The following is a 20,975-nucleotide window of genomic DNA, read 5'->3' as shown; positions in this document are numbered from 1 at the left end:
CCTTGATGAGGACTGTTGGTTGGCTGGCAAAACAGGGAGAGTGGTCAGTCGGCCGCGGGGGTGCGGCGGCGGACGACGAAGAGCGTCGTGGCTGCGGCTCCGGCTGCGCCGCCCGCGGCGGCCGCCGCCGCGGACCAGGCGATGGTCGCGACGGAGACGGGGGCCTCCACGGTGGCGGCGGCGAGGGTCTTCGTCGTCGTGTCGGGTGCGGTGGTGGAGGACGCCTGGGCGCCGCTCGCGTCCGCGCCGCTCGCCGCTCCGGTCGTCGTGAAGGCGACCTTCAGTGAGGTGGGCGGGTTGGGGGCGAGGAAGCGCAGCCAGTGCTCGCCGACGGTGGTGTCCGCGGGAACGGTCACGTCACCCTCGTAGGAGCCCTGGTCGTCGGTCTTCCACTGGCCGAGGATCGCCTCGTCGTCGAGCTTGATGGTGAGCTGCTCGCCGGCCGGGAACTTGGACACCTCGAAGTGGAGCTTGCCGCCCGGCTGGACCTGGGTGGCGGTGATCTCGGCCTTGGCACCGGCGGAGTTGGTGGCGCTGGCCGGGGCGCCGGAGGCGGCCGGGACCGGGGTGGTGGACGCGGCGCCGGTACCGGAGCCGGTGGTTGCGGTGGTTCCGGAGGTGACCGTGAAACCGGCCTTGAGGCTCGTCGGCGGGTTCGGGGCGAGGAAGCGCAGCCAGTGCGCGCCCTTCGTGGTGGCGTCGGGGACGGTCACACTGCCGGAGTAGGAGCCGTCCGCGCCGATCGTCCACTGGCCGAGGATCTTCTCGTCGTCGAGCTTGACGGTGAGCCGCTCGCCGGCCGGGAAACCGGTCACACGGAAGGAGACGATGCCGCCGGCGGCGACTCGGGAGCCTGCGGTGATGGAGGCGGAGGTCGCGGTGGTGCTCGTACCGCTCCCGGAGCCGGAGCCGCTCCCCGAGCCGGACCCTGAATCGCTTCCACCTCCGTCGCCGTCTGAATCACCGCCGCTTGCCGGGGACTTGACCGTGAAGTCGGCCTTGAGGCTCGTTGCCGGGTTCGGTGCCAGGAAGCGCAGCCAGTGCGCCCCCGCCGACGTGGACGACGGAACGGTGACCGTGCCCGAGAAGGTCCCGTCCGCCTTCACCGCCCCCGTCCACTGGGCGAGGATCTCGCTGTCGTCCAGCTTGACGGTGACGTTCTGGCCCTCGACGAAGCCGGAGAGCTTGAAGGAGACCTTCCCGCCCGCCGTGGCCTCGGCCCCGCTGGTCAGCTTCACCGCGGGGTCGGCCGCGGGGGTCGACGGCGTCGGCGTGGGTGTCGGCGTCGGAGTCGGCGTGGGCGTGGGTGTCGGCGTCGGCGTGGGCGTCGGGCTCGTGGCCGCCGTGACTGTGAAGGTCTCGCTCTTCACGCTTGTCTGCGGGGCCAGGAAGCGCAGCCAGTGGCCGTCGCCGGGGCTTGCGTCGGCCGGGACGGTCACCGTCCTCGACACGCTGCCGTCGTCGCCGATCGGGAACTGCTTCAGCAGGGTGGTGTCGTCGAACTTGACGCTGAGCGTGGCCCCGGCCGGGAAGCCGGTTGCCGTGAACGACACCTCGCCGCCGGGTCGTACGGAGGTCGTGCCCAGGTTGACGGCGGGTGCGGCGGAGTCGGCCGCGAGGGCGACCGAGCCGGTGAGGTCGGTCCCCGGAGGGCCCGTCAGCGGAGCGGACAGGGCGCCGAGGCCCAGGGCCGCCGCACCGGCGGTGACGATGAGGACGCGCCGTACGGCGGGTCTGTGGGAAGTCATGGCAGACGTACTCCTGGCAGAGGAAAGAGAGCAGGTGAAAGGGGAAGAGGGGGGCGAGGTTAGGGTGGCCTAATCGGAAGAACCGACCCGCCGACCGGAGTCCGCCCACATGCCCGTGCCCGTGCCACCCGAGGACACCCCGCACCACCCGCCCCGTCTGGCGCGGCCCGAGCCCGTACCCCGGCTGCCCGCACCGGCCTGTGCGCTGCCCGGCCGGGACGGCACGGTGGATTTCTGGGCGGAGGTCCGCCGCCGGGGCACGCCCTGGACCGGACCCGACCCACTGGGCGCCGCCGACCACCTGGCCGTCACGTTCCTGTGGCGCGGCGGCCCCACGACCCGGGCCGTGCAGATCCTGCCGAACAAGCTCGGCGATCCACGGGACCCCGAGGGCAACCTGATGGAGCGCGTCGCCGGCACGGACGTCTGGCACTGGACCGTCCGGCTGCGTGACGACTGGCGCGGCACCTACGACTTCTACGTCGACGAGGGCGACGGCCCCGACCCGGGCACCCCCGGGTACTGGCCGTGGCTGCGGACGAAGCGCCGCGCGGACCCCCTCAACGCCCGTACTCTGCCCCACCGTTGGGACAGCGGTCCGGTCTCCTACGCCGAACTCCCCGCCGCCCCCCGGGTGATGGACCATCGGCCGGACATCGAGCGGGGCACCGTCACCGAGCACGAGGTGGACAGCGCGCACCTCGGCGCCCGGCGCCGGGTGTGGCTGTACGAACCGCCGCGCGCGGCACGGACGTCGGAGAAGCTGCCGGTGCTGGTGCTGCTGGACGGCGACCACTGGCAGCCCCGGCTCGGGCTGTCCCGCCTGCTGGACACGCTCATCGCCGACGGACGCATCCCGCCCGTCGCCGCGGTCCTGCCGGACGCCGTGGACGAGGCCACCCGCTGGGCGGAGTTGTCCTGCCGGCCCGAGTACATCGCCTTCCTCGCCGAGGAGTTGCTGCCCTGGGCCACCGGACGGCTCCCGCTGACCGACGACCCGGCTCGTACCGTGATCGCCGGACAGAGCCTCGGCGGGCTGACCGCCGCCTACGCCGCGGTCCTCGCACCTCATCGCTTCGGCAACGCCCTGGTGCAGTCGGGCTCGTTCTGGTGGCCCGTCGGGGAGCGGGCCGAGTGGCTGAACGGTGTCATCGCCGGACTGCCACGGCTGCCGGTGTGCTTCCGGCTCTCCTTCGGGGAGCAGGAGTGGGTGGCGCTGCCCGCGGCCCGCCGACTGCGGGACACGCTCGGCCGACTCGGCTATCACGACTCCTCCTATCGGGAGTTCAACGGCGGACACGACTACCTCTGCTGGCGCACCGAACTGGCGGACGGACTGGTGGAGTTGCTGGAACGCTGAGCCCCGCCACGCAGGCCGCGGTCCAGCCCATGGGCATCTCGACGTCGGCGAAGGCCCAGCCGGTCGGCCCGGCCGGACGTGGCCCGGTCCCGACGTACAGCTCGTGCAGGGCCCGGAGCGACAGACCGTCGCCCGTCGCCTTGAGGAACGCTTCCTTGCGGGTCCAGCAGCGCGCGAAGGCGGCGACGCGGGCCTTGGGCGGCAGGTTCTCCAACTGGGCCCGCTCGGACGGGTGCAGTGCCCTGGACGCCTCTGCCGCCAGCCGTGGGTCGGGGACCCGCTGGACGTCGACGCCCACCGGCGCCGAGGCGAGCCCGAGGAGGGCGAGTCCGCCGGAGTGGGACAGCGAGAAGTGCACGCCCTGGCCCGCTGGTCCGGCCAGCGCGGGCCTGCCGTGGAGGTCGCCGCAGCGCGGACAGGATTGCCGGATCAGCCGCAGGGCGGGAGCCGCGATGCCCGTGTACGCGCTGAGTACCCGGCGCAGGGCGCTGTGCGCAGCGACGTACAGGGCCCGTTCGGCCGGTCGGCGCAGGGCGGCCGCACGGCGCCGCTCGGCCGCGTCCAGCACCGACTCGTCCAGCGGCGCGCCCGGCTCGGGTGCGCGGACGACCCAGAGCAGGGGACCGTGCGCGAGGTGCGGGGGCCGCAGTCCCGGGCCGCGGACCAGCACCCGGGGCGTGAGCGTCGTGGTCATCCCTCGGCCGCCTCGACTCGTCGCGCACAGTCCGCGTGCGAGGCGGGCCCGAAGCCCGTGGTCCAGCCGGCGGGGACGGCACGCCAGACGGGCCACAGCGACAGCTGTCCGGCCGCGTTCTCCAGCACCAGGTGGGTCGCCCGGTCCTCGGGTCCGGGATCGAAGGGACCGGTCATGCGTCCAGCTCCTTCAGACGGATCGTGAGGCGCTCGGCGACCGCGTCGAGCTGCGCCGCTTGCAGGAGTTGCGGATGCGTGCAGTCCAGGTCGTGGTTGTCGATGACCCCGCTCACATGTGGGCGCCAGGCCCGGCGGGTCAGCCACTCCTCCGCGCGCGGTGCGGCGGCGGTGAAGAACAGCACGTCGCCCTCGTAGCGGCGGTGGTGGTGCTCGCGCATCATCCGCGCGTGGTTCGGCACGATGTCGACGATCCGGGCCAGCGTGTGCTCGGACAGGCCCGCCAGCGGACTGCCCGCCCGGCGCAGCGTGGCCAGCACGTCGTCCCGGGTGCGCTCGCCGCGGCGGTCGAAGCCCGCCATGCGGAGCACCGCGGTCAGCGCGTCGCCCTCCTCGGGCGCCGGCCGCTCGCGCCACTGCTCGGCCGGGAACGCGTCCAGCAGCGCCAGCAGGTCGACCCGCTCACCGGCCTCCTGGAGCAGCACGGCCACCGTGTGCGCGAGCACCCCGCCGACCGACCAGCCCACCAGCCGGTACGGCCCGTGCGGCCGCACCGCGCGGATCCGCCGCACATAGTCCTCGGCCTGCTCCTGAAGACTCGACGGCAGCGGCTCGTCCCCGGCCAGACCGCGCGCCTGAATACCGTGCACCGGCTGCTCCGGCCCCAGTCGCGCCGCAAGGCCCGCATAACACCAGGCCAGCCCGCCCGCCGGATGCACGGCGAACAGCGGCGGCCGGTCACCCGTCGCCCGCAGCGGCAGTACGACGTCCAGGGCGTCGGAGGCGGCCGGTCCCGTGTCGTCGAGCCGTGCGGCGAGCGCGGCCGGGGTCGGCGCCTCGAACAGCGAGCCGATGGTCAGCTCGGCGCCGAACTCCTGGCGTATCCGCGCCACCAGGCGCACCGCGAGCAGGGAGGTGCCGCCCAGGTCGAAGAAGGCGTCGTCGGGCCCGACCTGCTCGACCCCCAGCACCTGCGCGAAGACCAGGGTGAGCGTCTCCTCGCGGGCGGTTGCCGGGCGTCGTGCGCTCTCCCCGCCCGCGAACAGCGGGGCGGGCAGCTCACGTCGGTCCAGCTTGCCGTTCGGGCTCAGCGGGAACGCGTCGAGGGCGACGACGGCGGCGGGCACCATGTGCTCCGGCAACTCCCGTGCGAGCGCGGCCCGTACGGCGACGGGGTCCGCCCCACCGGTCACATAGCCGACCAGCCGGTCCTCGCGCACCAGCGCACACGCGCCGTCGACCCCGGGCTGCGCCGTCAACGCGGTCTCGATCTCGCCGAGTTCGATGCGCTGGCCGCGCAGCTTCACCTGGTGGTCGGTCCGGCCCAGGTATTCGATCTCACCGTCGGCGGTCCAGCGCGCCAGATCGCCCGTGCGGTACATCCGGGTGCCCGCCGGGCCGAAGGGGTCGGCCACGAACCGGGACGCCGTCAGCTCGGCGCGGCGCAGATAGCCGTCCGCCAACTGCCGCCCCGCCAGATACAGTTCGCCCGGCACTCCGGGCGGACAGGGCTGGAGCCCGGCGTCGAGGACGTACAGGCGGGTGTTCCACACCGGCCGCCCGATAGGTACCGGCCCGGACGCCTCGGGCGCACAGGCGTGGTAGGTCACATCGACGGCGGCCTCGGTCGGCCCGTACAGGTTGTGCAGTTCGACGCCGGGCAGGATCCGGCCGAAGGCGTTCGCGGTCTCCCGGGGCAGCGCCTCGCCGCTGCAGAACACCCGGCGCAGCCCGCCGCATCCGGCAGCGTCCGGCCCGGACAGGAACACCTGGAGCATCGACGGCACGAAGTGGCAGGTGGTGACGGCCTGTTCGCGGATCAGCCGGGCCAGGTAGACCGGGTCCTTGTGGCCACCGGGATCCGCCACGACCAGCGTGGCGCCCTCGCGCAGCGGCCAGAAGAACTCCCACACGGACACGTCGAAGGACGACGGAGTCTTCTGTATCACTCGGTCCCCGGCGCCCAGACCGTATTCGTGCTGCATCCAGCGCAGCCGGTTGTCGATCGCCCCGTGCGACACGACCACCCCCTTCGGACGGCCCGTCGAGCCGGAGGTGTAGATGACGTACGCGGGATGCGCGGGCGTCAGCGCCCGCCCCGGGTCCACCCACGGGTACGCCGACACGTCCAGCCCTTCCAGGACCACCAACGGCGTCCCGGACCCCTCCGGAAGACGGCCCGCGCGATCGGTGACCGCACACACCGGCGCCGCGTCCTGGAGCATGTACGCCAGCCGCTGCGCCGGATAGTCCGGGTCCAGGGGCAGATAGGCCGCGCCCGCCTTCAGCACCGCCAGCAGCGAGACGATCAGCTCCGTCGAGCGCGGCACCGACACTGCCACCACCGACCCCGGGCCCGCGCCCAGGGAGCGCAGATGATGGGCCAACCGATTGGCGCGGGCGTTGAGTTCGGCGTACGTCAGCGTCGTGTCGCCGTACACCAGGGCCGGGGCCTGCGGAGTGCGGGCCGCCTGTGCCTCGATCGGGCCGATGAGGGTGGTGGGCGGGAGGGCGACCTCGGTGCGGTTGAACTCGTCGAGGACCAGGACCTGTTCGTCCGGCGTCGCGATGCCGTGCGTGGCCAGCGGCAGATGGGGGTCGGTCTCGGTGAGCCGCTCCAGCAGATGAACGAACCGGTCCTGGTGCGCGGCCAGTTCGGACTCCCCGTACAGCGCCGGGTTGCCGTCGTGGTCGATGCGCAGGCCCCGGCCGTCGGCGCGGTCGTAGACGTTGACCGTGAGGTCGTCGACCGGTCCCGCGGACAGGTTGCGGGCGCGGGCGGGGGCACCGGCGAAGTCCACGCCGTAGTCGAACGGCATGATGTTGACCAGCGGGCCCACCAGGCCCCGTGACTCGCCGAGCAGCCCGAGATCGCGGCGGATGTCCTCGTAGCGGTACCGCTGATGGCGGCGCACCTCGCGGATGCCGAGCACCACCTGCCGCACCAGCTCGGCGAGGCTCGCCTCGGGGGAGACGGTGAGCCTGAGCGGCAGCACGTTCATGACCATCCCGGGCACCCGCAGGGCCGCCGAGCCCATCCGGCCCATCATGGGCAGGCCCAGCACCACGTCCGACTGGGCGGTGGCGCGGGAGGTGTAGAGGGCCTGGGCTGCGATCAGGACGTCCGGCCAGGTGGCGCGGAGCCGGGTGGCGAGGTCGCGGAGACGGCCGGTCGTCTCCGGGGCCGGCTGGGTCGTACGGCGGTGGAAGGTGCGGGACGGCAGCGCGCCGCGGCCCGCGAGCCGGGGCGCCTCCGGGCGGTCGGCGAACGCCTCGGCCCAGTGGGCGCGGTCCGCCTCGAAGGCGGCGGAGTCGCGGTAGGCGGCATCGTCCGCGACCAGGTCGGCGAGGGTGCCGAAGGTGCGCGGGCCGGGCTCGCGGCCCTCGGCGAGCGCCGTGTACACCTCGGCCGTGCGGCGGACCAGCAGGGAGTAGCCGTAGCCGTCCATGACCAAGTGGTGGATGCGCTGGTACCAGAGCCAGCGCCGGTCGCCGACGCGGAACAGGGCGTGCCGGAACAGTGGCCCGGTCGCCAGGTCGAAGGGTTCGGCGAGGTCGGCGCGCATCCAGGACTCGGCCTGCTGCTCGGTGCAGGGGTCGTGCACGGTGAGCGGCAACTCGACGGCGGCGCAGAGGTGTTGGCGTGGACCCTCGGGGGTGTCCTCGACGGCGACGCGCAGTGCCTCCGCCTCCTCGGTGACCCGGCGCAGTGCGGTGGCGAAGAGTTCCGGGTCGAGGGGGCCGTCGATGTCCAGGCACTCGGCGGTGTTCTGGGCGGGGCTGAGCGGGTCGAGGGCCTGCGCGAACCACATGCCGGACTGGGCGGCGGTGAGCGGGAGCGTGGTCATACCGCCCCCAGCAGCCGGGCCCAGGCCGCCACGGCGGGCTGTTCGGCCAGGTCGGCGAAGTCCGCCTTGGCGTCGTACTCATGGCGCCAGCGCTCCAGCAGCGCCATGATGCGCACCGAGTCGAGGCCGTAGTCCACGAGGTTCTCGTCGAGGGGGATGTCCGCCGGTTCCTCGCCCAGGCAGTCGGCGACATCGGCGCGTATCCGCTCCACCGTCAGGGGCATGACCTGGTCCTCCTGGAACACCGCGTCGGTGGTGGTCACGGTCGCGCAGCGGCCGGCGGCCCAGCGCAGGGCCATGTCGTGGTCGGCCCGGGAGAAGTCGGCGACGGCGTCGGCGACGACGAAGGCCTGTATGTCCCGGCTCCAGGCGTCGGCGGCGGTCATCAGCACCCCGATGTGCGCGTACACGCCCGCGACGACGAGCTGGTCACGGCCCGACTCCCGTAGCAGCGCTTCCAGTTCGGTGCGGACGAAGGCGCTGTACTTCCACTTCGTCAGCACCGTGTCGCCCGGCTGCGGGGCGACACGCGCGGGCATGGCCAGCGCCTCGGGGTCGTCAGAGACTCCCGGCCCCCAGAAGTCCAGTTGCAGTCCGCGTTCCTCGGGCGACTGGCCGCCGCGCTGGGCGGAGTAGACGACCGGGACACCGAGTGCGCGGGCCCGCTTCTGCAGCCGGGCGGTGTTGTCGAGCAGCCCGGTCAGCGGGTGTTCACCGGCGGGGAAGGCGGACAGGAAGTGCTGTTGGAGGTCGTGGACGAGCAGGACGGCGCGCGCCGGGTCCACGGTCCAGGAGACGCGGCCCTCGGGCAGCTCGTCCGGAGCCGGGAGCGGATAGGGGGCGATGGCGGGAAGTGCCATGGGAACAGGGGCCTTTCAGTGCTGCTCGGCGGTGGATCGCAGCTGGTTCTTGCTGACCTTGCCGACGCCGGTCTGTGGGAAGGCGGCGACGAACTCGACGAGATCGGGGACCTTGTAGGCGGCGACGCCGCGCTCGCGCACGAACCGTTTGACGGCGACCGGCTTCAGCGGCTCGGCGCCCTCGCGCAGGATCACGTAGGCCAGGGAGCGCTCGCCGAGATAGGCGTCCGGGACCGCGACCACGGACACGTCATGGACGGCGGGATGGGCGAGGATGATGTTCTCGACCTCCTCCGGCGCGATCTTCTCGCCGCCCCGGTTGATCTGGTCCTTGGCCCGCCCCACGACGACGAGATGCCCGGACGGGGTACGGCGGACCAGGTCACCGGTGCGGTAGAAGCCGTCCTCGGTGAAGGCGTTCCGGTTGTGCTCGGGTGCCCGCCAGTAGCCGCGGATGGTGTACGGGCCCCGGGTCAGGAGCTGTCCCGGCGCGCCGTCGGGGACCTCGTGCCCGGTGTCGTCGACGATCCGGATCTCGTCGTCCGGGGAGATCGGGCGGCCCTGGGTGGAGACCACGGTCTCCACGTCGTCGTCCAGGCGGGTGTAGTTGACCAGCCCCTCGGCCATGCCGAACACCTGCATGAGCCGACAGCGCAGCGTGGGCTCCAGCCTCCGTGCGGCCGCCTCGCTGTACTTGGCGCCGCCGACGAGCGTCAACTCAAGGCTGGACAGGTCGTGTTTTGCCCGCGCGGCCGCCTCGGTCCACACCAGGGCGAGCGGGGGCACCAGGCCCGTCATGGTGATCCGCTCGCGCTCGATCAGCGGGAAGGCGGTGGCCGGGTCGGGCTTCGGAGCCAGCACCGCCGTGCCCCCGGCGTACAGCACGCCGAGCCAACCCGGAGAGCTCATCGGGAAGTTGTGCGCGGCGGGCAGGGCCACGAGGAAGCGGGTGTCGGCGTCGACTCCGCAGATCTCGTTGGAGGCCCACAGGGAGTACAGGTAGTCATCGTGGGTGCGCGGGATCAGCTTGGACACGCCCGTCGTGCCGCCCGACAGCTGGAGGAAGGCCAGCTCGTGCGGCTCGGGTTCGTCGAACGGCCCGGCGGGATCGCACGGCACGTCCGAGAGCGGCGTGTGCTCGCCCGGTTCGCCCACCACGAAGACATCGCGCAGACTCGGCGCCAATTCCTTGACCCGCGTGGCGAGTCGGCGGTGGTCGAAGCCCGCGTGCACATCGGGGACGACGTAGGCGACGGCCTCGGTGAAGGAGCAGAAGTGGCCGATCTCCGTCTCGCGGTGCGCGGGCAGGGCGTATACGGGCAGCGCGCCGATCCGGAACAGCGCGAAGACGACCTCCACGAACTCCCCGACGTTCGGGAGCTGGACGACGACCCGGTCGCCCTTGGCGATCCCGCGGGCCGCGAAACCTGCCGCCAACCGGTCGGCGCGGGCGTCGAGTTCGCCGTACGTCCAGGTGCGGCGCTCGGGAGCGGGGTCGACCAGTGCGACGCGGTCGGGGTGGGCGGTGGCGCGCTCGCGCAGCATGCGCCCGAAGGTCTCGCCCCGCCAGTAGCCCGCCGCCCGGTAGCGCGCGGCGAACTCCTCGGGCCAGGTAGGCGCGTCGACGCCCGGAGTGACGGTCACAGCGTCGCCCCCACCGCGTGCAGGAACGTACGGAACTTGGCGGCGGTCTCCGCCGTCTCGGCGGCCGGCGAGGACTCGGCGACCACCCCGGCGCCCGCGAAGAGCCGCAGGCGGCGGCCGTCGGCCTCGGCGCAGCGGATCGTCACCACCCACTCGCCGTCCCCGTCCGCGTCCTGCCAGCCGACCATGCCCGTGTACGGGCCCCGGTCGAAGGGCTCCGACTCGGCTATCACCGCGCGCGCCACGTCGGTCGGCGTGCCGCACACGGCCGGTGTCGGATGCAGCGCGGAAGCGAGATCCAGTGCGGTGGTGTCCGGGTCGGCGAGCTCGCCGGTGACGGTGGTCGACAGGTGCCACATCGTCGCCGTCCGCACCAGCGTCGGCCGCTCGGGCACCTCAAGACGCGTGCAGAACGGCGCCAGGGCCTCGCGTACGGCGGTCACGACGACGGCGTGCTCGTGCAGGTCCTTCGGGGACTCCAGCAGGGCCACCGCCCGGCGCACGTCCTCGGCGAGGTCGGTGCTGCGCGGCGCCGACCCGGCCAGCGGGTTGGCGGTGAGCCGGCCGCTCTCGCGGGCGACGAGGAGTTCGGGGCTGGCGCCGATGAGCGTACGTCCGGGGCCGCTCGGCACGGCGAAGGTGTAGCCCTCGGGGTCGCGGTGGGCGAGGGCGCGCAGCATGGCGGGAAGATCGGGGGCGTGCTCGGAGGTGAGCTCCAGGGTGCGGGCGAGGACGACCTTGTCGAACTCCCCGGTACGCATCCGGGCGACGGCGGCGGCGACCGCCTCGCCGTACCGCCGCGCCGCCGGAACCTCTCGCACCCGCCACTCCGGCCGCTCACCGTCCCGGGGCACGGGCAGCGCGATGAGCGGGTCCTGACGCAACGGGGGCGCCCAGTGCACCACGTCCGGCACCGCGAGCGAGGGCGGCGCGTCAGGTGTGAACGGCAGCGAACCGACGACGACCGGCGCGGGCGCTCCCGGCTTGCGCAGCGCGTCCAGCACCTGCCGGACGCGGTGCGGCAACGGGCCGTCGGCGTGCGGGACTTCGGCGGTGGTGCCGCGCCCGAGCAGGGTACGGCGGGGCGTGGCGAGGAACCGGTCGGTGGCGGGCCGGTAGGCGTCGAGGAGGGAGGTCGCCGCGCCGGGGGAGACCGGTGGGGCGTCGGGGGCGTGCACGGTGAGGGACATGGGTGACTCCAGTCGTCCGGCGGAGGGCGCGGCAGGAGGGTGAGGGGTGGTTCGGGCCCGCGGGAAGGCGTGGTGGGACGGTGATAGGGGGCCGGCAGGGTGCCGCGGTGGATGGGTGAGGGGCCGGTCAGGCCCGCAAGGTCGCGCCGCCGTCGACGTACAGGTCGTGCAGGGTGATGTGGCGGGCGCGGTCGGAGGCCAGGAAGACCACGGCGTCCGCGATGTCGGCCGGGTCGGCGATCCGGCCGAGCGGTATGCCCGTGCGGTAGCCGGCGAGGTCCCCCTCGATCACCTTGCGCGCGGCCGCGTCCTGGTCGGCGGACGTCCACAGCGCGCGCTGCATGTCGGTGAGGGTGGAGCCGGGGGAGACGGTGTTGCAGCGGACCCCGCTGGCGGCGACCTCAAGGCCCAGGCATTTGGTGAACATGACGGCGGCGGCCTTGGAAGCGGCGTAGGCGGCCATGCCGGTACGGGGGATGCCGGCCGCGTTGGAGGCGACGGTGACGATGCTGCCGTGACCTCGCTCGGCCATCCGGCGGGCGACGGCGCGCGAGACGTGGAACACGCCACCGGCGTTCACCGCGAAGGTCGCCGCCCAGTCCTCGTCGCTGAGGTCGACGACGTGCGAAGCGCGCAGGATCCCGGCGACGTTGACAGCGATGTCGAGCGGTCCGAGGGTGCGCTCCACCTCGTCGACCAGGTCTTCCACGGCCGTCGCGTCGGTGACGTCCAGGGTCCGGGCGGCGACCCGGGTGCCGTGTTCGTCGGCGAGGGCCTGTACGCCGTCGGCGGCGACGTCGGTGGCGACCACGCGGGCGCCCTCCGCGACGAGGGCGGTGACCACGGCGGCGCCGATGCCCCGGCCCGCCCCCGTCACGAGGGCGAGCCGTCCGCCGAGCGCTGCGCTCATGAGACGAGCGCCTTCGTCACGTCGTCCAGGACGACGCGCGCCGCGAGCGGGCCCCCGGCGCTGTTCCAGGCGGAGCCGTCGATCACGACGACCTGCCCTTGCTGTTCCGCCTTCAGCCGGCCGAAGTTGGGCACCTCCCGCGCCTCCTCGTACGCCTGCTCACCCACCGCCTTGTCGCCGAGCGCCCCGAAGAACAGCCAGTCGCCGTCGATGGTGGACAGCTTCTCCAGGCTCACCGGCTCGCTGTGCCCGGTGCCGGTGCCCTGCTGGTCCTTCGGGCGGTCCAGGCCGAGCGCGGTGAGGGTGGCGCCCACGTGCCCGACGCCCCGGCCGACGACCGAGGGCGCCCCGTTCTGCCAGCGGATCACGCTGACGACAGCGCCCGCGTTCGAGCCGAGCCTCTTCGTCGTCGAGGCCACGTCCGCCTCGAACCCGTCGAGGAGTTCGGTGGCCCGTGCCTTCTTGTTGAGGGCGTCGGCGGTGGCCGTGAAGGCGTTCGTCCAGTCCTCGTTGAGCTTGGCGGTCACCACGGTCGGCGCGATGGCCTGGAGCTTGGCGACCTCGCCCTTCACCGCCGTCGTCTCGTCGAGCAGGATCAGGTCCGGCTGCAGCGCGGCCAGCTTCTCCATGTCGGCCTCCGCGACGGTCGCGACGACCTCGGCCTTGCCCGCCTTGTCGGCGAGGTAGCTCGACACACCCGACTGTCCGCGCCCGGCGGTGGTGCCGATCGGCTCGATACCGAGGGCGAGCGAGGCGTCCAGCGTGGGCTCGCTCAGCGCGACGACCTTCTGCGGCGCGGCCGGTACCTGGACCTTACGGCCGGTGGCGTCGGTGACCTGCCGGGTGTCAGACCCTTCGGCGGCGGCGCTGTCGCCGCTGTCGCCGCCGCAGCCGGTCAGGAGCAGCGCTCCCGTCGCGATGGTGGCGGTGAGGACCGCCCTGCGGGAGGTCCGGCTCGATGACATGAAGATGCAACTCCTTGTGGACGCAGACGTGTGGACAAAAATGCGGGGGACTCAGGTGGACGCGCCGAGCAGTCGCACCAGGCCGTCGGCCAGGGCCCCGTGCCAACAGGCGTAGTCGTGGCCGCCGTTGAACTCCTCGCGGGTGACCGGGTAACCGGCCTCGCGCAGCGCTTCGTACAAGGCGCGGGTGTGCTCGACCATGGCGCCTTCGTGCAGCCCGACGTCCAGATGGACCGTCAGGGGCCGTCGCGGGGCTGCGGCGAAGCGGCTCACCAGCCAGGGTGTGCCGAAGACATGCGGTTTCGGCCCGCCGCGCGGGTTGAACCCGGGGCGCCACCACAGGGAGGCGGACTGGGCGAGGACCAGGCCGAACCGGTCGGACCGTACGAATCCGGCGTGCAGCGCGGTCATCGCGCCGAGGCTCTGCCCCGCGACAGCGGTTCTGCGCGGGTCGGCGGTGAGCGGCCAGCGGGCCGCCGCCCAGGGCAGCAGTTCATCGGCGAGGAAGGTCACGAAGTCGTCGCGGGCGCCCAGTTCGCGCGCCCGCGTGTGCCGGTCCACCGCGTCCGGCGCCAGCACCACGAGCGGCGGCAGCGCCCCGTCGGCGATCAGCGCGTCGAGTGTGTCGCCGAGGGCGAGCCGCCCGAACCACATGTCGCCGTCGGTCAGCACCGCTACCGGCAGCGGCGGACTGTCGCCCGGATCGTGCCCCGGCGGCCGGTACACCCACACGTCACGGGCGCCGCCGAGCGTGGCCGTGGCCATGCGGTGCCGCTCCACCCGGCCCGCCGGGACCGTGCCCCGCCGTCCGGCCCACGGCTCGGCCGGAGCCTGCGGCAGCGCGAACACGGACGAGGCCGCGGATCGCCAACGGGTGGGTACCGTACGGCGGTTGAGGGGATCGGCGGCGGCGTGCACGGTCAGGGCCCGCAGTCGCTCCTGGAGCGCGTCGCCGTGACCGGGCGGCGCCTTGGGTGAGATGTCCGCGGCCAGCCGGTAGGAGCCGCGATGATCGGCGCGCAGCCGCAGGCACAGATGCCATACGTCGGTGCCGGGCACCCGCTCCAGCAGCGAACCGGCGAGCAGGTCGCGGTCGACGAGCCGGTTGGCGTACAGCAGCACCTGGCGGGTGGCGCGGTGTCCGCGCCACAGGAAGGTGACGGCCCGATGTGCGGGGTCGCCGTCCAACTCCTCGACGAGCGGGGTGCCGAGGCGCTCCACCTCCTCCCAGAACTCGGCGGTGAGCGTCGTGCGCCGGGTCTCATCGGCTGTGTCCAGCCGGTCCAGCAGCCGTGCCACACGTGGTCCGGTGATCCGGACCGGCCGTGCGTCGGCGTGGGGGACCCGGACGGGGGCAACGGTCATCTCTCCTCCTCTCGCCGCGGACGGCGGGGCAACGGAGGGCACGCCGAAGGGCAGTTGGGCGTGCCTGGCAAAGTGTCGACGAAATCGTCAGCACCTATACTTAGGTTAGCCTAAGCTAACCACATGCAATTGGAACACGCCCCCACCCGGCTCCGGTCCGGGGGGCTGCCACTAGGCCTGGTCCTGCTCGCCGTCGCCGTCGCCCTGTCCCTGGCGGTGGGCACCCAGCGGATCCCCCTCGATCAGGTCTGGACGGCGCTGGTCTCGCCCTCGGGCACCGAGAACGACGCGATCGTGCGGGACCTTCGACTGCCCCGCACCCTCATCGGCGTCGCCGTCGGAGCCGCCCTCGGCCTGGGCGGCGGTGTCATGCAGACGCTGACCCGCAACCCGCTCGCCGACCCGGGCCTGCTCGGGGTGAACGCGGGCGCCTCGGCCGCCGTCGTCACCGCGATCGGCGTCCTCGGTGTCACCTCGTTCGGCGGCTACCTGTGGTTCGCCCTAGCCGGAGCAGCGCTGGCGGCCCTGGCCGTGGGCGCCCTGGGCGGCGGCCGACAGGCCACCCCGGTCCGCCTCGCCCTCGCCGGAACCGCCCTCAACGCCGCCCTGTTCGGCTACGTCAACGGCCTGCAACTGTGGGACCTGAACACCCTCGACACCATGCGTGTCTGGTCCGTCGGCACCCTCGCCAAACGCGACGCCGCGCTGCTGCTCACCGTTCTGCCGCTGCTGACGGCCGGGGCCGCGCTCGCCCTTGCCCTGGCCCGCCCGCTCGCCGCCCTCGCGCTCGGCGAGGACCAGGCCCGCGCCCTCGGCACCCGGGTCCGGCTGACCCGGCTGCTGTCCGTCCTCGCCATCACCCTGCTGTGCGGAGGAGCGACCGCGCTGTGCGGCCCCATCGGCTTCCTCGGCCTGATGATCCCGCACGCCGTCCGCGCCTTCTGCGGCCCCGACCCGCGCCGACTGCTCCCGTACTGCGCCGTGTACGCCCCTGTCCTGCTGCTCGTCTCCGACGTGCTCGGGCGCCTCGTCGTCGCCCCCTCCGAGATCGAGGTGGGCGTGGTCACCGCCTTCCTCGGCGGCCTCGTCTTCATCCACCTCGTACGCCAGCGGAAGGCGGCCCACCTGTGAGCCTCGTCGAGTCACGCCCCGGAGTGCTGCGCACCCGCCACTGGTCGCTGCGCTACGACCGTCGCGCCCTCCTGGTCTGCGCCGCCCTGGCCGTCCTGGCGGCGGCCGTGACCGTACTGTCCCTCGGCACCGGCAGCTACCAGCTCTCGCCCGCGCAAGTGCTGCGCACCTTCGCCGGAAGCGGCCCGCCCGGCGCCGAGTTCATCGTCCTCGACCTGCGCCTCCCACGCGTTCTCGTGGCGGTGCTCGCGGGGTTCGGGCTCGGCATGGCGGGCGCCGTGTTCCAGTCGCTGACCCGCAATCCGCTCGGCAGTCCGGATGTGATCGGCTTCGGCAACGGCGCCTCGGCGGGCGCGCTGGTCGCGATCATCCTGTTCGACGCCGGTACGACCCAGACGGCCGCCGGCGCGGTCTGCGGCGGTCTCGCCACCGCGGCCGCCGTCTATCTGCTCGCCTGGAAGCGCGGCGTGCACGGCTACCGGCTCGTGCTCGTCGGCATCGGCGCCTCCGCGGTGCTCGGCTCGGCGACCAGCTTCCTGTACGTCCGCGCCGACATCGGCAAGGCGGCGCAGGCGGCGAGCTGGATGATCGGCTCGCTCAACGCCCGCGACTGGGGTGACGTCCGCGTCGCCGCGCTGGGCCTGGTGGCGCTCGTCCCGCTGGTGCTCGCCCGCACCCGCCGGCTGACCCTGCTGGAGATGGGCGACGACACCGCCGCGGCTCTCGGTGTGCCGCCCGAGCGCAGCCGCCTGGTGCTGCTGTGCGCGGGCACCGGTCTGACGGCGATGGCCGTGGCCGCGGCGGGCCCGGTCCCGTTCGTGGCGATGGCCGCGCCGCAGCTCGCGCGCCGGCTCACCCGCGCCTCCGGCCCCAATGTCCTGCCCGCCGCCTGGACGGGCGCCCTCCTGGTGTGCGCGGCCGACCTGGTCACCCAGCGCGTTACGGGATCGGCGCTCCTGCCGGTAGGGGTGACGACGGGCATCGCGGGCGGCGCCTACCTGGCCTGGCTGCTGCGTGCGGAACGACGGCGGGGGCGGATCTGAACCCGTCGCCAATTAATTGAGTTAGGCAACGAGAGGGTAAACTGGCCGGTATGCCCACCCCACCGCTCCCGGACGTCCCCGCCTCCGCGGAAGTGACCGAGATCGAGCGCGCCCTCACGAGAATCACCTACCTGAGCACCCGTGCCCGTCGGCACGAGCGCCTGATGGCCGTGGCCGGAGTCCCGCTGGACCGGGCCGCCGTGGCGCTGCTGCGGCAGGTCGCGGACACCGAGCCGCTGCGCCCCGGGGAGCTGGCCAACCGGCTCGGGGTGGAGGCATCGCACGTCACCCGCACCGTGCAGCAGTTGGAGAAGTCCGGCTATGTCTCCCGGGTCCCCGACCCCGCCGACCGCCGGGCCCAGCGCATCGAGCTCACCGAGACCGGCCGCGCCGCCGTCGCCCGCGTCCGGGACGCCGGAACCCGCGGTATGCAGCTCGCCCTGGCCGACTGGAAGCCCGAGGAACTGCGGCAGCTCGCCACCCTGTTCCACCGCATGGTCGACGACTTCCTCCGGTACGCCGCCGACGAGGAACCGGAGCAGTACAGCGCCCCGGCCTGACCGGAAGCCATGGTTCTACCCTCCGGTAGCATCGCGCCGCAGACGGTCCGGACGATGGAGGGACAGAAGTTGAGCGCACGCGTGGAGATCGGGGACACGGTCGAGGACTTCACCCTCCCCGACGAGACCGGTACCGACCGCAGGCTGTCCGAACTGCTGGCCGAGGGGCCGGTGGTCCTCTTCTTCTACCCCGCCGCCATGACCCCCGGCTGCACCGCGCAGGCCTGCCACTTCCGGGACCTGGCCGCCGAGTTCGCCGCCGTCGGCGCCCGGCCCGTCGGCGTCAGCGGCGATCCCGTCGAGCGCCAGCAGGAGTTCGCCGGTCGGCACACGCTCGGCATGCCGCTGCTGTCCGACCCCGACGGCACGGTCCGTGAGCGGTTCGGTGTGAAGCGTGGCCTCTCGCTGGCCCCGACCAAGCGGACCACCTTCGTCATAGGGCAGGACCGCAAGGTGCTGGAGGTCGTGCGCAGCGAACTGCGCATGAACACCCACGCCGACCGCGCGCTGGCGGCGCTGCGCGGCCGCGAGGGCTGAGACGCGCGGTTCCCTCCGGCGCGGCGGGCGCGGTCGCCCCGCCCGGTGCGCGGTTGATGCCCCGCGCCAGTGGGACCATTCTGGACACTATGGAACAAGTCGCCGCAGCGGCGACCATCGACGCCCACGGCACGGTGACGGCGTGGAGCGAAGGTGCCCGGACCCTCACCGGATACCCGGCCGAGGAGGTCGTAGGACGCCCGGCGGCCGATCTGCTCGCCGAGGACGTGTCGTCCGCGGCGCTCGTGGCCCGCGCCGGGCGGGTCCTTCTGCGCCACCGTGACGAGGGCACCGTCGCCGTCACCGTGTCGGCATGCCCGCTGCTCGGCCCCGACGGCTCTGACGCGGGCCATGTGATCACCACCGGACGGCACCGCGAGGGCCCGGAGGCCACCCACGGCGCCCGCGCCTTCGAGCAGGCCTCGATGGCGATGTCCGTCTTCGACACCCGGCAGCGCTACGTACGGCTGAACGCGGCCGCCTGCCGGGTGATGGGCGTCCCCGAGGAGGTCCTGCTCGGCCGGCCCTTCCTGGAGACCGTCGAGGACGCCGAGCACAGCCACGGCTTCCACGGAAACCTGCGCCAGGTCGCCGAGACCGGCCGTCCCGTCCATTTCGAGAGCTTCACCGGCGCGCCCGCCCTCAACCGGGACCACGCCTGGAACATCGAGATGTGGCCGGTCCGGGACGACGACGGCGAGGTGGACGGCGTCGCGCTGGCGGCCTTCGACAGCAGCGACCAGTACTGGTCCCGGCGCCGACTCGCCCTCCTCAACGAGGCCGCCGCCTCCATCGGCACCACCCTGGACGTGGTCCGCACCGCCGAGGAACTCGTCGCCCTGATGGTGCCGCGGTACGCCGACTTCGTCAGCGTCGACCTGCTGGAGTGGGTCCTCGGCGCCGATGAACTGCCCACCGTGGCGGAGGGCGACATCGTGCTCAGGCGGGTCGCCCACGGCTCCGTCCACGAGGGCACCCCCGAGGCCGCCGTCCACCTCGCCGAGACCGATGTCTACCGCGTGTTCTCGCCACCGGCGCGCGCCCTGCACACCGGGCGGGCCGTGCTCAGCCAGGCCGGCGAGCCCGACTTCGTCCGCTGGGTCGCCGAGCGCAACGCCCGCGCCCCCGCCGGACGGCCGTACCGCCAAGGCGCCCACTCGATGATCGCCGTGCCGCTGCGGGCCCGTGGCACCACTCTCGGCGTGGTGGTGGGCGTGCGGATCGCGCACCCGGAGGACTACAGCGGCGATGACATCGTGCTGGGCGAGGAGCTGGCCAGCCGCGCCGCGGTCTGCATCGACAACGCCCGCCGGTTCGCCCGGGAGCGCAGCACCGCGCTCGCCCTCCAGCACAGCCTGCTGCCGCGCGGGCTGCCCGGGCAGGTGGCGGTGGAGGTCGCCCACCGCTATCTGCCGTCCGGTTCACCGGCCGGGATCGGCGGCGACTGGTTCGACGTGATCCCGCTCTCCGGCAGCCGGGTCGGCCTGGTCGTCGGCGACGTGGTCGGCCACGGCATCCCCTCCTCGGCGACCATGGGACGGCTCTGCACGGCCGTACGCACCCTCGCCGACGTGGACCTGCCGCCCGACGAACTGCTCACCCACCTCGACGACCTGGTCACCCACCTCGCCTCGGACGGCCATGACGACGAGGTCGCCGAACTCGGCGCCACCTGCCTCTACTCCGTCTACGACCCCGTCTCGCGCCGTCTGACGATGGCCGCCGCCGGGCATCCGCCCCCGGCCGTCCTGCTGCCCGACGGCACCGCGAGCCTGGTCGAGCTGTCCGCCGGACCCCCGCTCGGCGTCGGCGGACTGCCCTTCGAGTCCGTGGAGTTGCGGCTGCCCGAGGGCGCGGTCGTCGCCCTGTACACGGACGGCCTGATCGAGGAGCGCGACCGTGACCTCGACCACGCGGGCGCGGAGTTGTGCCGTGCGCTGGCCACACCCGCCGACTCGCTGGACACCCTGTGCGACACCGTGCTGAAGGCGGTCATGCCGGAGGAGCCCAGCGACGACGTGGCCCTGCTGCTGGCCCGCACCCGGGCGCTGGGCGCGGACCGCGTCGCCACCTGGGACGTGCCGCCGGACCCGGCCGCGGTGGGCATCGCCCGGCAGTCCGCCACCGAGCAACTGGCCGTCTGGGGCCTTGAGGAGACCGCCTTCGTCACCGAACTCGTCGTCAGCGAACTGGTCACCAACGCCATCCGCTACGGCGAACCCCCCATCCAGCTCAGGCTGATCCGCAACCACAGCCTCATCTGCGAGGTCTCCGACGGCAGTTCCACCTCACCCCATCTGCGCCGGGCCCACGCCTACGACGAGGGCGGTCGCGGACTCCTCCTGGTCGCCCAGCTCACCCAGCGCTGGGGCAGCAGACAGACCGGCCGCGGCAAGACGATCTGGGCCGAGCAACTGCTGCCGCCGGCCTGATCAGCGGAAGGGCCCGGTCACTGGAAGCCGCAGCCCGGGTTCGGCGCGTCCTGCGAGAACGGCGCCCCGTGCGGCAGCACGTACAGCACCTCGAGGACGATGGCCGTGTCCCCGAGGTTGCGGCCTATGTGCACATTGCCCGGCCCGGCGGGCTCCTCGATGAAACTCCCCTTGGGATAGACGCCGTCGGAGGCGCAGGTGGAGTCGAAGTGGCTCAGCGTGCCCTTCTTCACGACCCCGTACAGCGGACCGTCGTGGAAGTGCCACCCGGTGGCCTGACCGGGCGGGACGGTGATCTCCCGCAGTATGTAGTCGGTCGCGCCGATCGTGGTCTGGCTGATGACCCGTCCGGTGACCCCGGGTCCCGGGGGAGTGGCCTGGGCGGTACCGGCACCGCCGACGAGAAGGGTGGCGGCGGCCACCGCGGAGGTGACGGCGGAACGGAGCGCGAAGCGCATACGTGGCCTCCCGGCCGAGAGCGGACAGCGTCGACTTCGCGGCGAACATAGGCG

Annotated in this window: 17 protein-coding genes and 1 pseudogene; 6 read left to right on the top strand and 12 right to left on the bottom strand. The window is 73.3% G+C overall.

The window, feature by feature from the left end; translation table 11 throughout:
• Nucleotides 1–44: 44 nt before the first annotated feature.
• Nucleotides 45–1,748, bottom strand: coding sequence for a hypothetical protein (locus STRCI_RS01740; RefSeq protein WP_269656994.1), 1,704 nt, complete (start codon nucleotides 1,746–1,748; stop codon nucleotides 45–47).
• A 109-nt stretch (nucleotides 1,749–1,857) separates the two neighbouring features.
• Between STRCI_RS01740 and fes (STRCI_RS01735) the strand changes: the two genes are divergently transcribed.
• Nucleotides 1,858–3,108 carry an enterochelin esterase gene (gene fes, locus STRCI_RS01735; RefSeq protein WP_269656993.1) on the top strand — a complete coding sequence of 417 codons (1,251 nt, stop codon included), beginning with the start codon at nucleotides 1,858–1,860 and terminating at the stop codon, nucleotides 3,106–3,108.
• Here the strand turns inward: fes (STRCI_RS01735) and STRCI_RS01730 are convergent.
• The 10 genes and pseudogenes from STRCI_RS01730 to fes (STRCI_RS01685) form a co-directional block, all read right to left on the bottom strand.
• Entirely contained in the window at nucleotides 3,035–3,802 is a 768-nt protein-coding gene (locus tag STRCI_RS01730; RefSeq protein ID WP_269656992.1) for a 4'-phosphopantetheinyl transferase family protein, read from the bottom strand. The two genes, fes (STRCI_RS01735) and STRCI_RS01730, sit on opposite strands and share 74 nt — an antisense overlap.
• Complete coding sequence (locus STRCI_RS01725; protein WP_269656991.1) at nucleotides 3,799–3,978, bottom strand: MbtH family NRPS accessory protein; 180 nt, start codon at nucleotides 3,976–3,978, stop codon at nucleotides 3,799–3,801. The genes STRCI_RS01730 and STRCI_RS01725 overlap by 4 nt, the downstream gene beginning before the upstream one ends.
• The gene (locus STRCI_RS01720; RefSeq protein ID WP_269656990.1) at nucleotides 3,975–7,826 is read right to left on the bottom strand and encodes an amino acid adenylation domain-containing protein; all 3,852 of its coding nucleotides are present in this window, start codon (nucleotides 7,824–7,826) and stop codon (nucleotides 3,975–3,977) included. The genes STRCI_RS01725 and STRCI_RS01720 overlap by 4 nt, the downstream gene beginning before the upstream one ends.
• Nucleotides 7,823–8,050, bottom strand: coding sequence for a phosphopantetheine-binding protein (locus STRCI_RS01715; RefSeq protein ID WP_269664466.1), 228 nt, complete (start codon nucleotides 8,048–8,050; stop codon nucleotides 7,823–7,825). Before STRCI_RS01715 ends, STRCI_RS01720 begins: the two co-directional genes overlap by 4 nt.
• A gap of 9 nt (nucleotides 8,051–8,059) precedes the next feature.
• Nucleotides 8,060–8,686, bottom strand: a pseudogene (locus STRCI_RS01710) (isochorismatase family protein); the annotation flags it as partial.
• Nucleotides 8,687–8,701: 15 nt separating this feature from the next.
• Nucleotides 8,702–10,330, bottom strand: coding sequence for a (2,3-dihydroxybenzoyl)adenylate synthase (locus STRCI_RS01705; RefSeq protein WP_269656989.1), 1,629 nt, complete (start codon nucleotides 10,328–10,330; stop codon nucleotides 8,702–8,704).
• Complete coding sequence (locus STRCI_RS01700) at nucleotides 10,327–11,520, bottom strand: isochorismate synthase (RefSeq protein WP_269656988.1); 1,194 nt, start codon at nucleotides 11,518–11,520, stop codon at nucleotides 10,327–10,329. The genes STRCI_RS01705 and STRCI_RS01700 overlap by 4 nt, the downstream gene beginning before the upstream one ends.
• Before the next feature lie 127 nt (nucleotides 11,521–11,647).
• Nucleotides 11,648–12,430 (bottom strand): 2,3-dihydro-2,3-dihydroxybenzoate dehydrogenase, encoded by a 783-nt coding sequence (locus STRCI_RS01695; RefSeq protein WP_269656987.1) that lies wholly within the window; start codon nucleotides 12,428–12,430, stop codon nucleotides 11,648–11,650.
• A complete protein-coding gene (locus STRCI_RS01690) occupies nucleotides 12,427–13,395 on the bottom strand; it encodes an ABC transporter substrate-binding protein (RefSeq protein ID WP_269656986.1) in 969 nt (322 codons plus the stop codon). The genes STRCI_RS01695 and STRCI_RS01690 overlap by 4 nt, the downstream gene beginning before the upstream one ends.
• A gap of 51 nt (nucleotides 13,396–13,446) precedes the next feature.
• Entirely contained in the window at nucleotides 13,447–14,760 is a 1,314-nt protein-coding gene (gene fes, locus STRCI_RS01685; RefSeq protein WP_269656985.1) for an enterochelin esterase, read from the bottom strand.
• 123 nt (nucleotides 14,761–14,883) lie between these two features.
• Between fes (STRCI_RS01685) and STRCI_RS01680 the strand changes: the two genes are divergently transcribed.
• The 5 genes from STRCI_RS01680 to STRCI_RS01660 all read left to right on the top strand — a co-directional run bounded on the left by STRCI_RS01680 (nucleotide 14,884) and on the right by STRCI_RS01660 (nucleotide 20,463).
• Entirely contained in the window at nucleotides 14,884–15,891 is a 1,008-nt protein-coding gene (locus STRCI_RS01680) for a FecCD family ABC transporter permease (protein WP_269656984.1), read from the top strand.
• Entirely contained in the window at nucleotides 15,888–16,934 is a 1,047-nt protein-coding gene (locus STRCI_RS01675; protein ID WP_269656983.1) for a FecCD family ABC transporter permease, read from the top strand. The genes STRCI_RS01680 and STRCI_RS01675 overlap by 4 nt, the downstream gene beginning before the upstream one ends.
• Before the next feature lie 50 nt (nucleotides 16,935–16,984).
• Entirely contained in the window at nucleotides 16,985–17,494 is a 510-nt protein-coding gene (locus tag STRCI_RS01670) for a MarR family winged helix-turn-helix transcriptional regulator (RefSeq protein ID WP_269656982.1), read from the top strand.
• Between the two features lie 69 nt (nucleotides 17,495–17,563).
• A complete protein-coding gene (locus tag STRCI_RS01665; RefSeq protein WP_269656981.1) occupies nucleotides 17,564–18,031 on the top strand; it encodes a peroxiredoxin in 468 nt (155 codons plus the stop codon).
• 89 nt (nucleotides 18,032–18,120) lie between these two features.
• Nucleotides 18,121–20,463 carry an ATP-binding SpoIIE family protein phosphatase gene (locus tag STRCI_RS01660; RefSeq protein ID WP_269656980.1) on the top strand — a complete coding sequence of 781 codons (2,343 nt, stop codon included), beginning with the start codon at nucleotides 18,121–18,123 and terminating at the stop codon, nucleotides 20,461–20,463.
• Nucleotides 20,464–20,480: 17 nt separating this feature from the next.
• On the opposite strand, the gene STRCI_RS01655 is transcribed toward STRCI_RS01660, so the two are convergent.
• Complete coding sequence (locus tag STRCI_RS01655; RefSeq protein WP_269656979.1) at nucleotides 20,481–20,921, bottom strand: cupin domain-containing protein; 441 nt, start codon at nucleotides 20,919–20,921, stop codon at nucleotides 20,481–20,483.
• Nucleotides 20,922–20,975: the final 54 nt, after the last annotated feature.

The sequence above is a fragment of the Streptomyces cinnabarinus genome (assembly GCF_027270315.1).
GTDB lineage: Bacteria > Actinomycetota > Actinomycetes > Streptomycetales > Streptomycetaceae > Streptomyces > Streptomyces cinnabarinus.
Note: the sequence above shows the minus strand (reverse complement) of the source record. Positions and strands in the feature narration are given on the sequence as shown.

What these genes read in the sequence shown, in the direction of transcription:
- STRCI_RS01725 (WP_269656991.1), bottom strand. Translation starts at nt 3,978, where the DNA reads ATGACCGGTCCCTTCGATCCCGGACCCGAGGACCGGGCGACCCACCTG.
- fes (WP_269656993.1), top strand. Translation starts at nt 1,858, where the DNA reads ATGCCCGTGCCCGTGCCACCCGAGGACACCCCGCACCACCCGCCCCGT.
- STRCI_RS01680 (WP_269656984.1), top strand. Translation starts at nt 14,884, where the DNA reads ATGCAATTGGAACACGCCCCCACCCGGCTCCGGTCCGGGGGGCTGCCA.
- STRCI_RS01715 (WP_269664466.1), bottom strand. Translation starts at nt 8,050, where the DNA reads ATGCCCCTGACGGTGGAGCGGATACGCGCCGATGTCGCCGACTGCCTG.
- STRCI_RS01655 (WP_269656979.1), bottom strand. Translation starts at nt 20,921, where the DNA reads ATGCGCTTCGCGCTCCGTTCCGCCGTCACCTCCGCGGTGGCCGCCGCC.
- STRCI_RS01730 (WP_269656992.1), bottom strand. Translation starts at nt 3,802, where the DNA reads ATGACCACGACGCTCACGCCCCGGGTGCTGGTCCGCGGCCCGGGACTG.
- STRCI_RS01660 (WP_269656980.1), top strand. Translation starts at nt 18,121, where the DNA reads ATGGAACAAGTCGCCGCAGCGGCGACCATCGACGCCCACGGCACGGTG.
- STRCI_RS01695 (WP_269656987.1), bottom strand. Translation starts at nt 12,430, where the DNA reads ATGAGCGCAGCGCTCGGCGGACGGCTCGCCCTCGTGACGGGGGCGGGC.
- STRCI_RS01690 (WP_269656986.1), bottom strand. Translation starts at nt 13,395, where the DNA reads ATGTCATCGAGCCGGACCTCCCGCAGGGCGGTCCTCACCGCCACCATC.
- STRCI_RS01670 (WP_269656982.1), top strand. Translation starts at nt 16,985, where the DNA reads ATGCCCACCCCACCGCTCCCGGACGTCCCCGCCTCCGCGGAAGTGACC.
- STRCI_RS01740 (WP_269656994.1), bottom strand. Translation starts at nt 1,748, where the DNA reads ATGACTTCCCACAGACCCGCCGTACGGCGCGTCCTCATCGTCACCGCC.
- STRCI_RS01700 (WP_269656988.1), bottom strand. Translation starts at nt 11,520, where the DNA reads ATGTCCCTCACCGTGCACGCCCCCGACGCCCCACCGGTCTCCCCCGGC.
- STRCI_RS01720 (WP_269656990.1), bottom strand. Translation starts at nt 7,826, where the DNA reads ATGACCACGCTCCCGCTCACCGCCGCCCAGTCCGGCATGTGGTTCGCG.
- fes (WP_269656985.1), bottom strand. Translation starts at nt 14,760, where the DNA reads ATGACCGTTGCCCCCGTCCGGGTCCCCCACGCCGACGCACGGCCGGTC.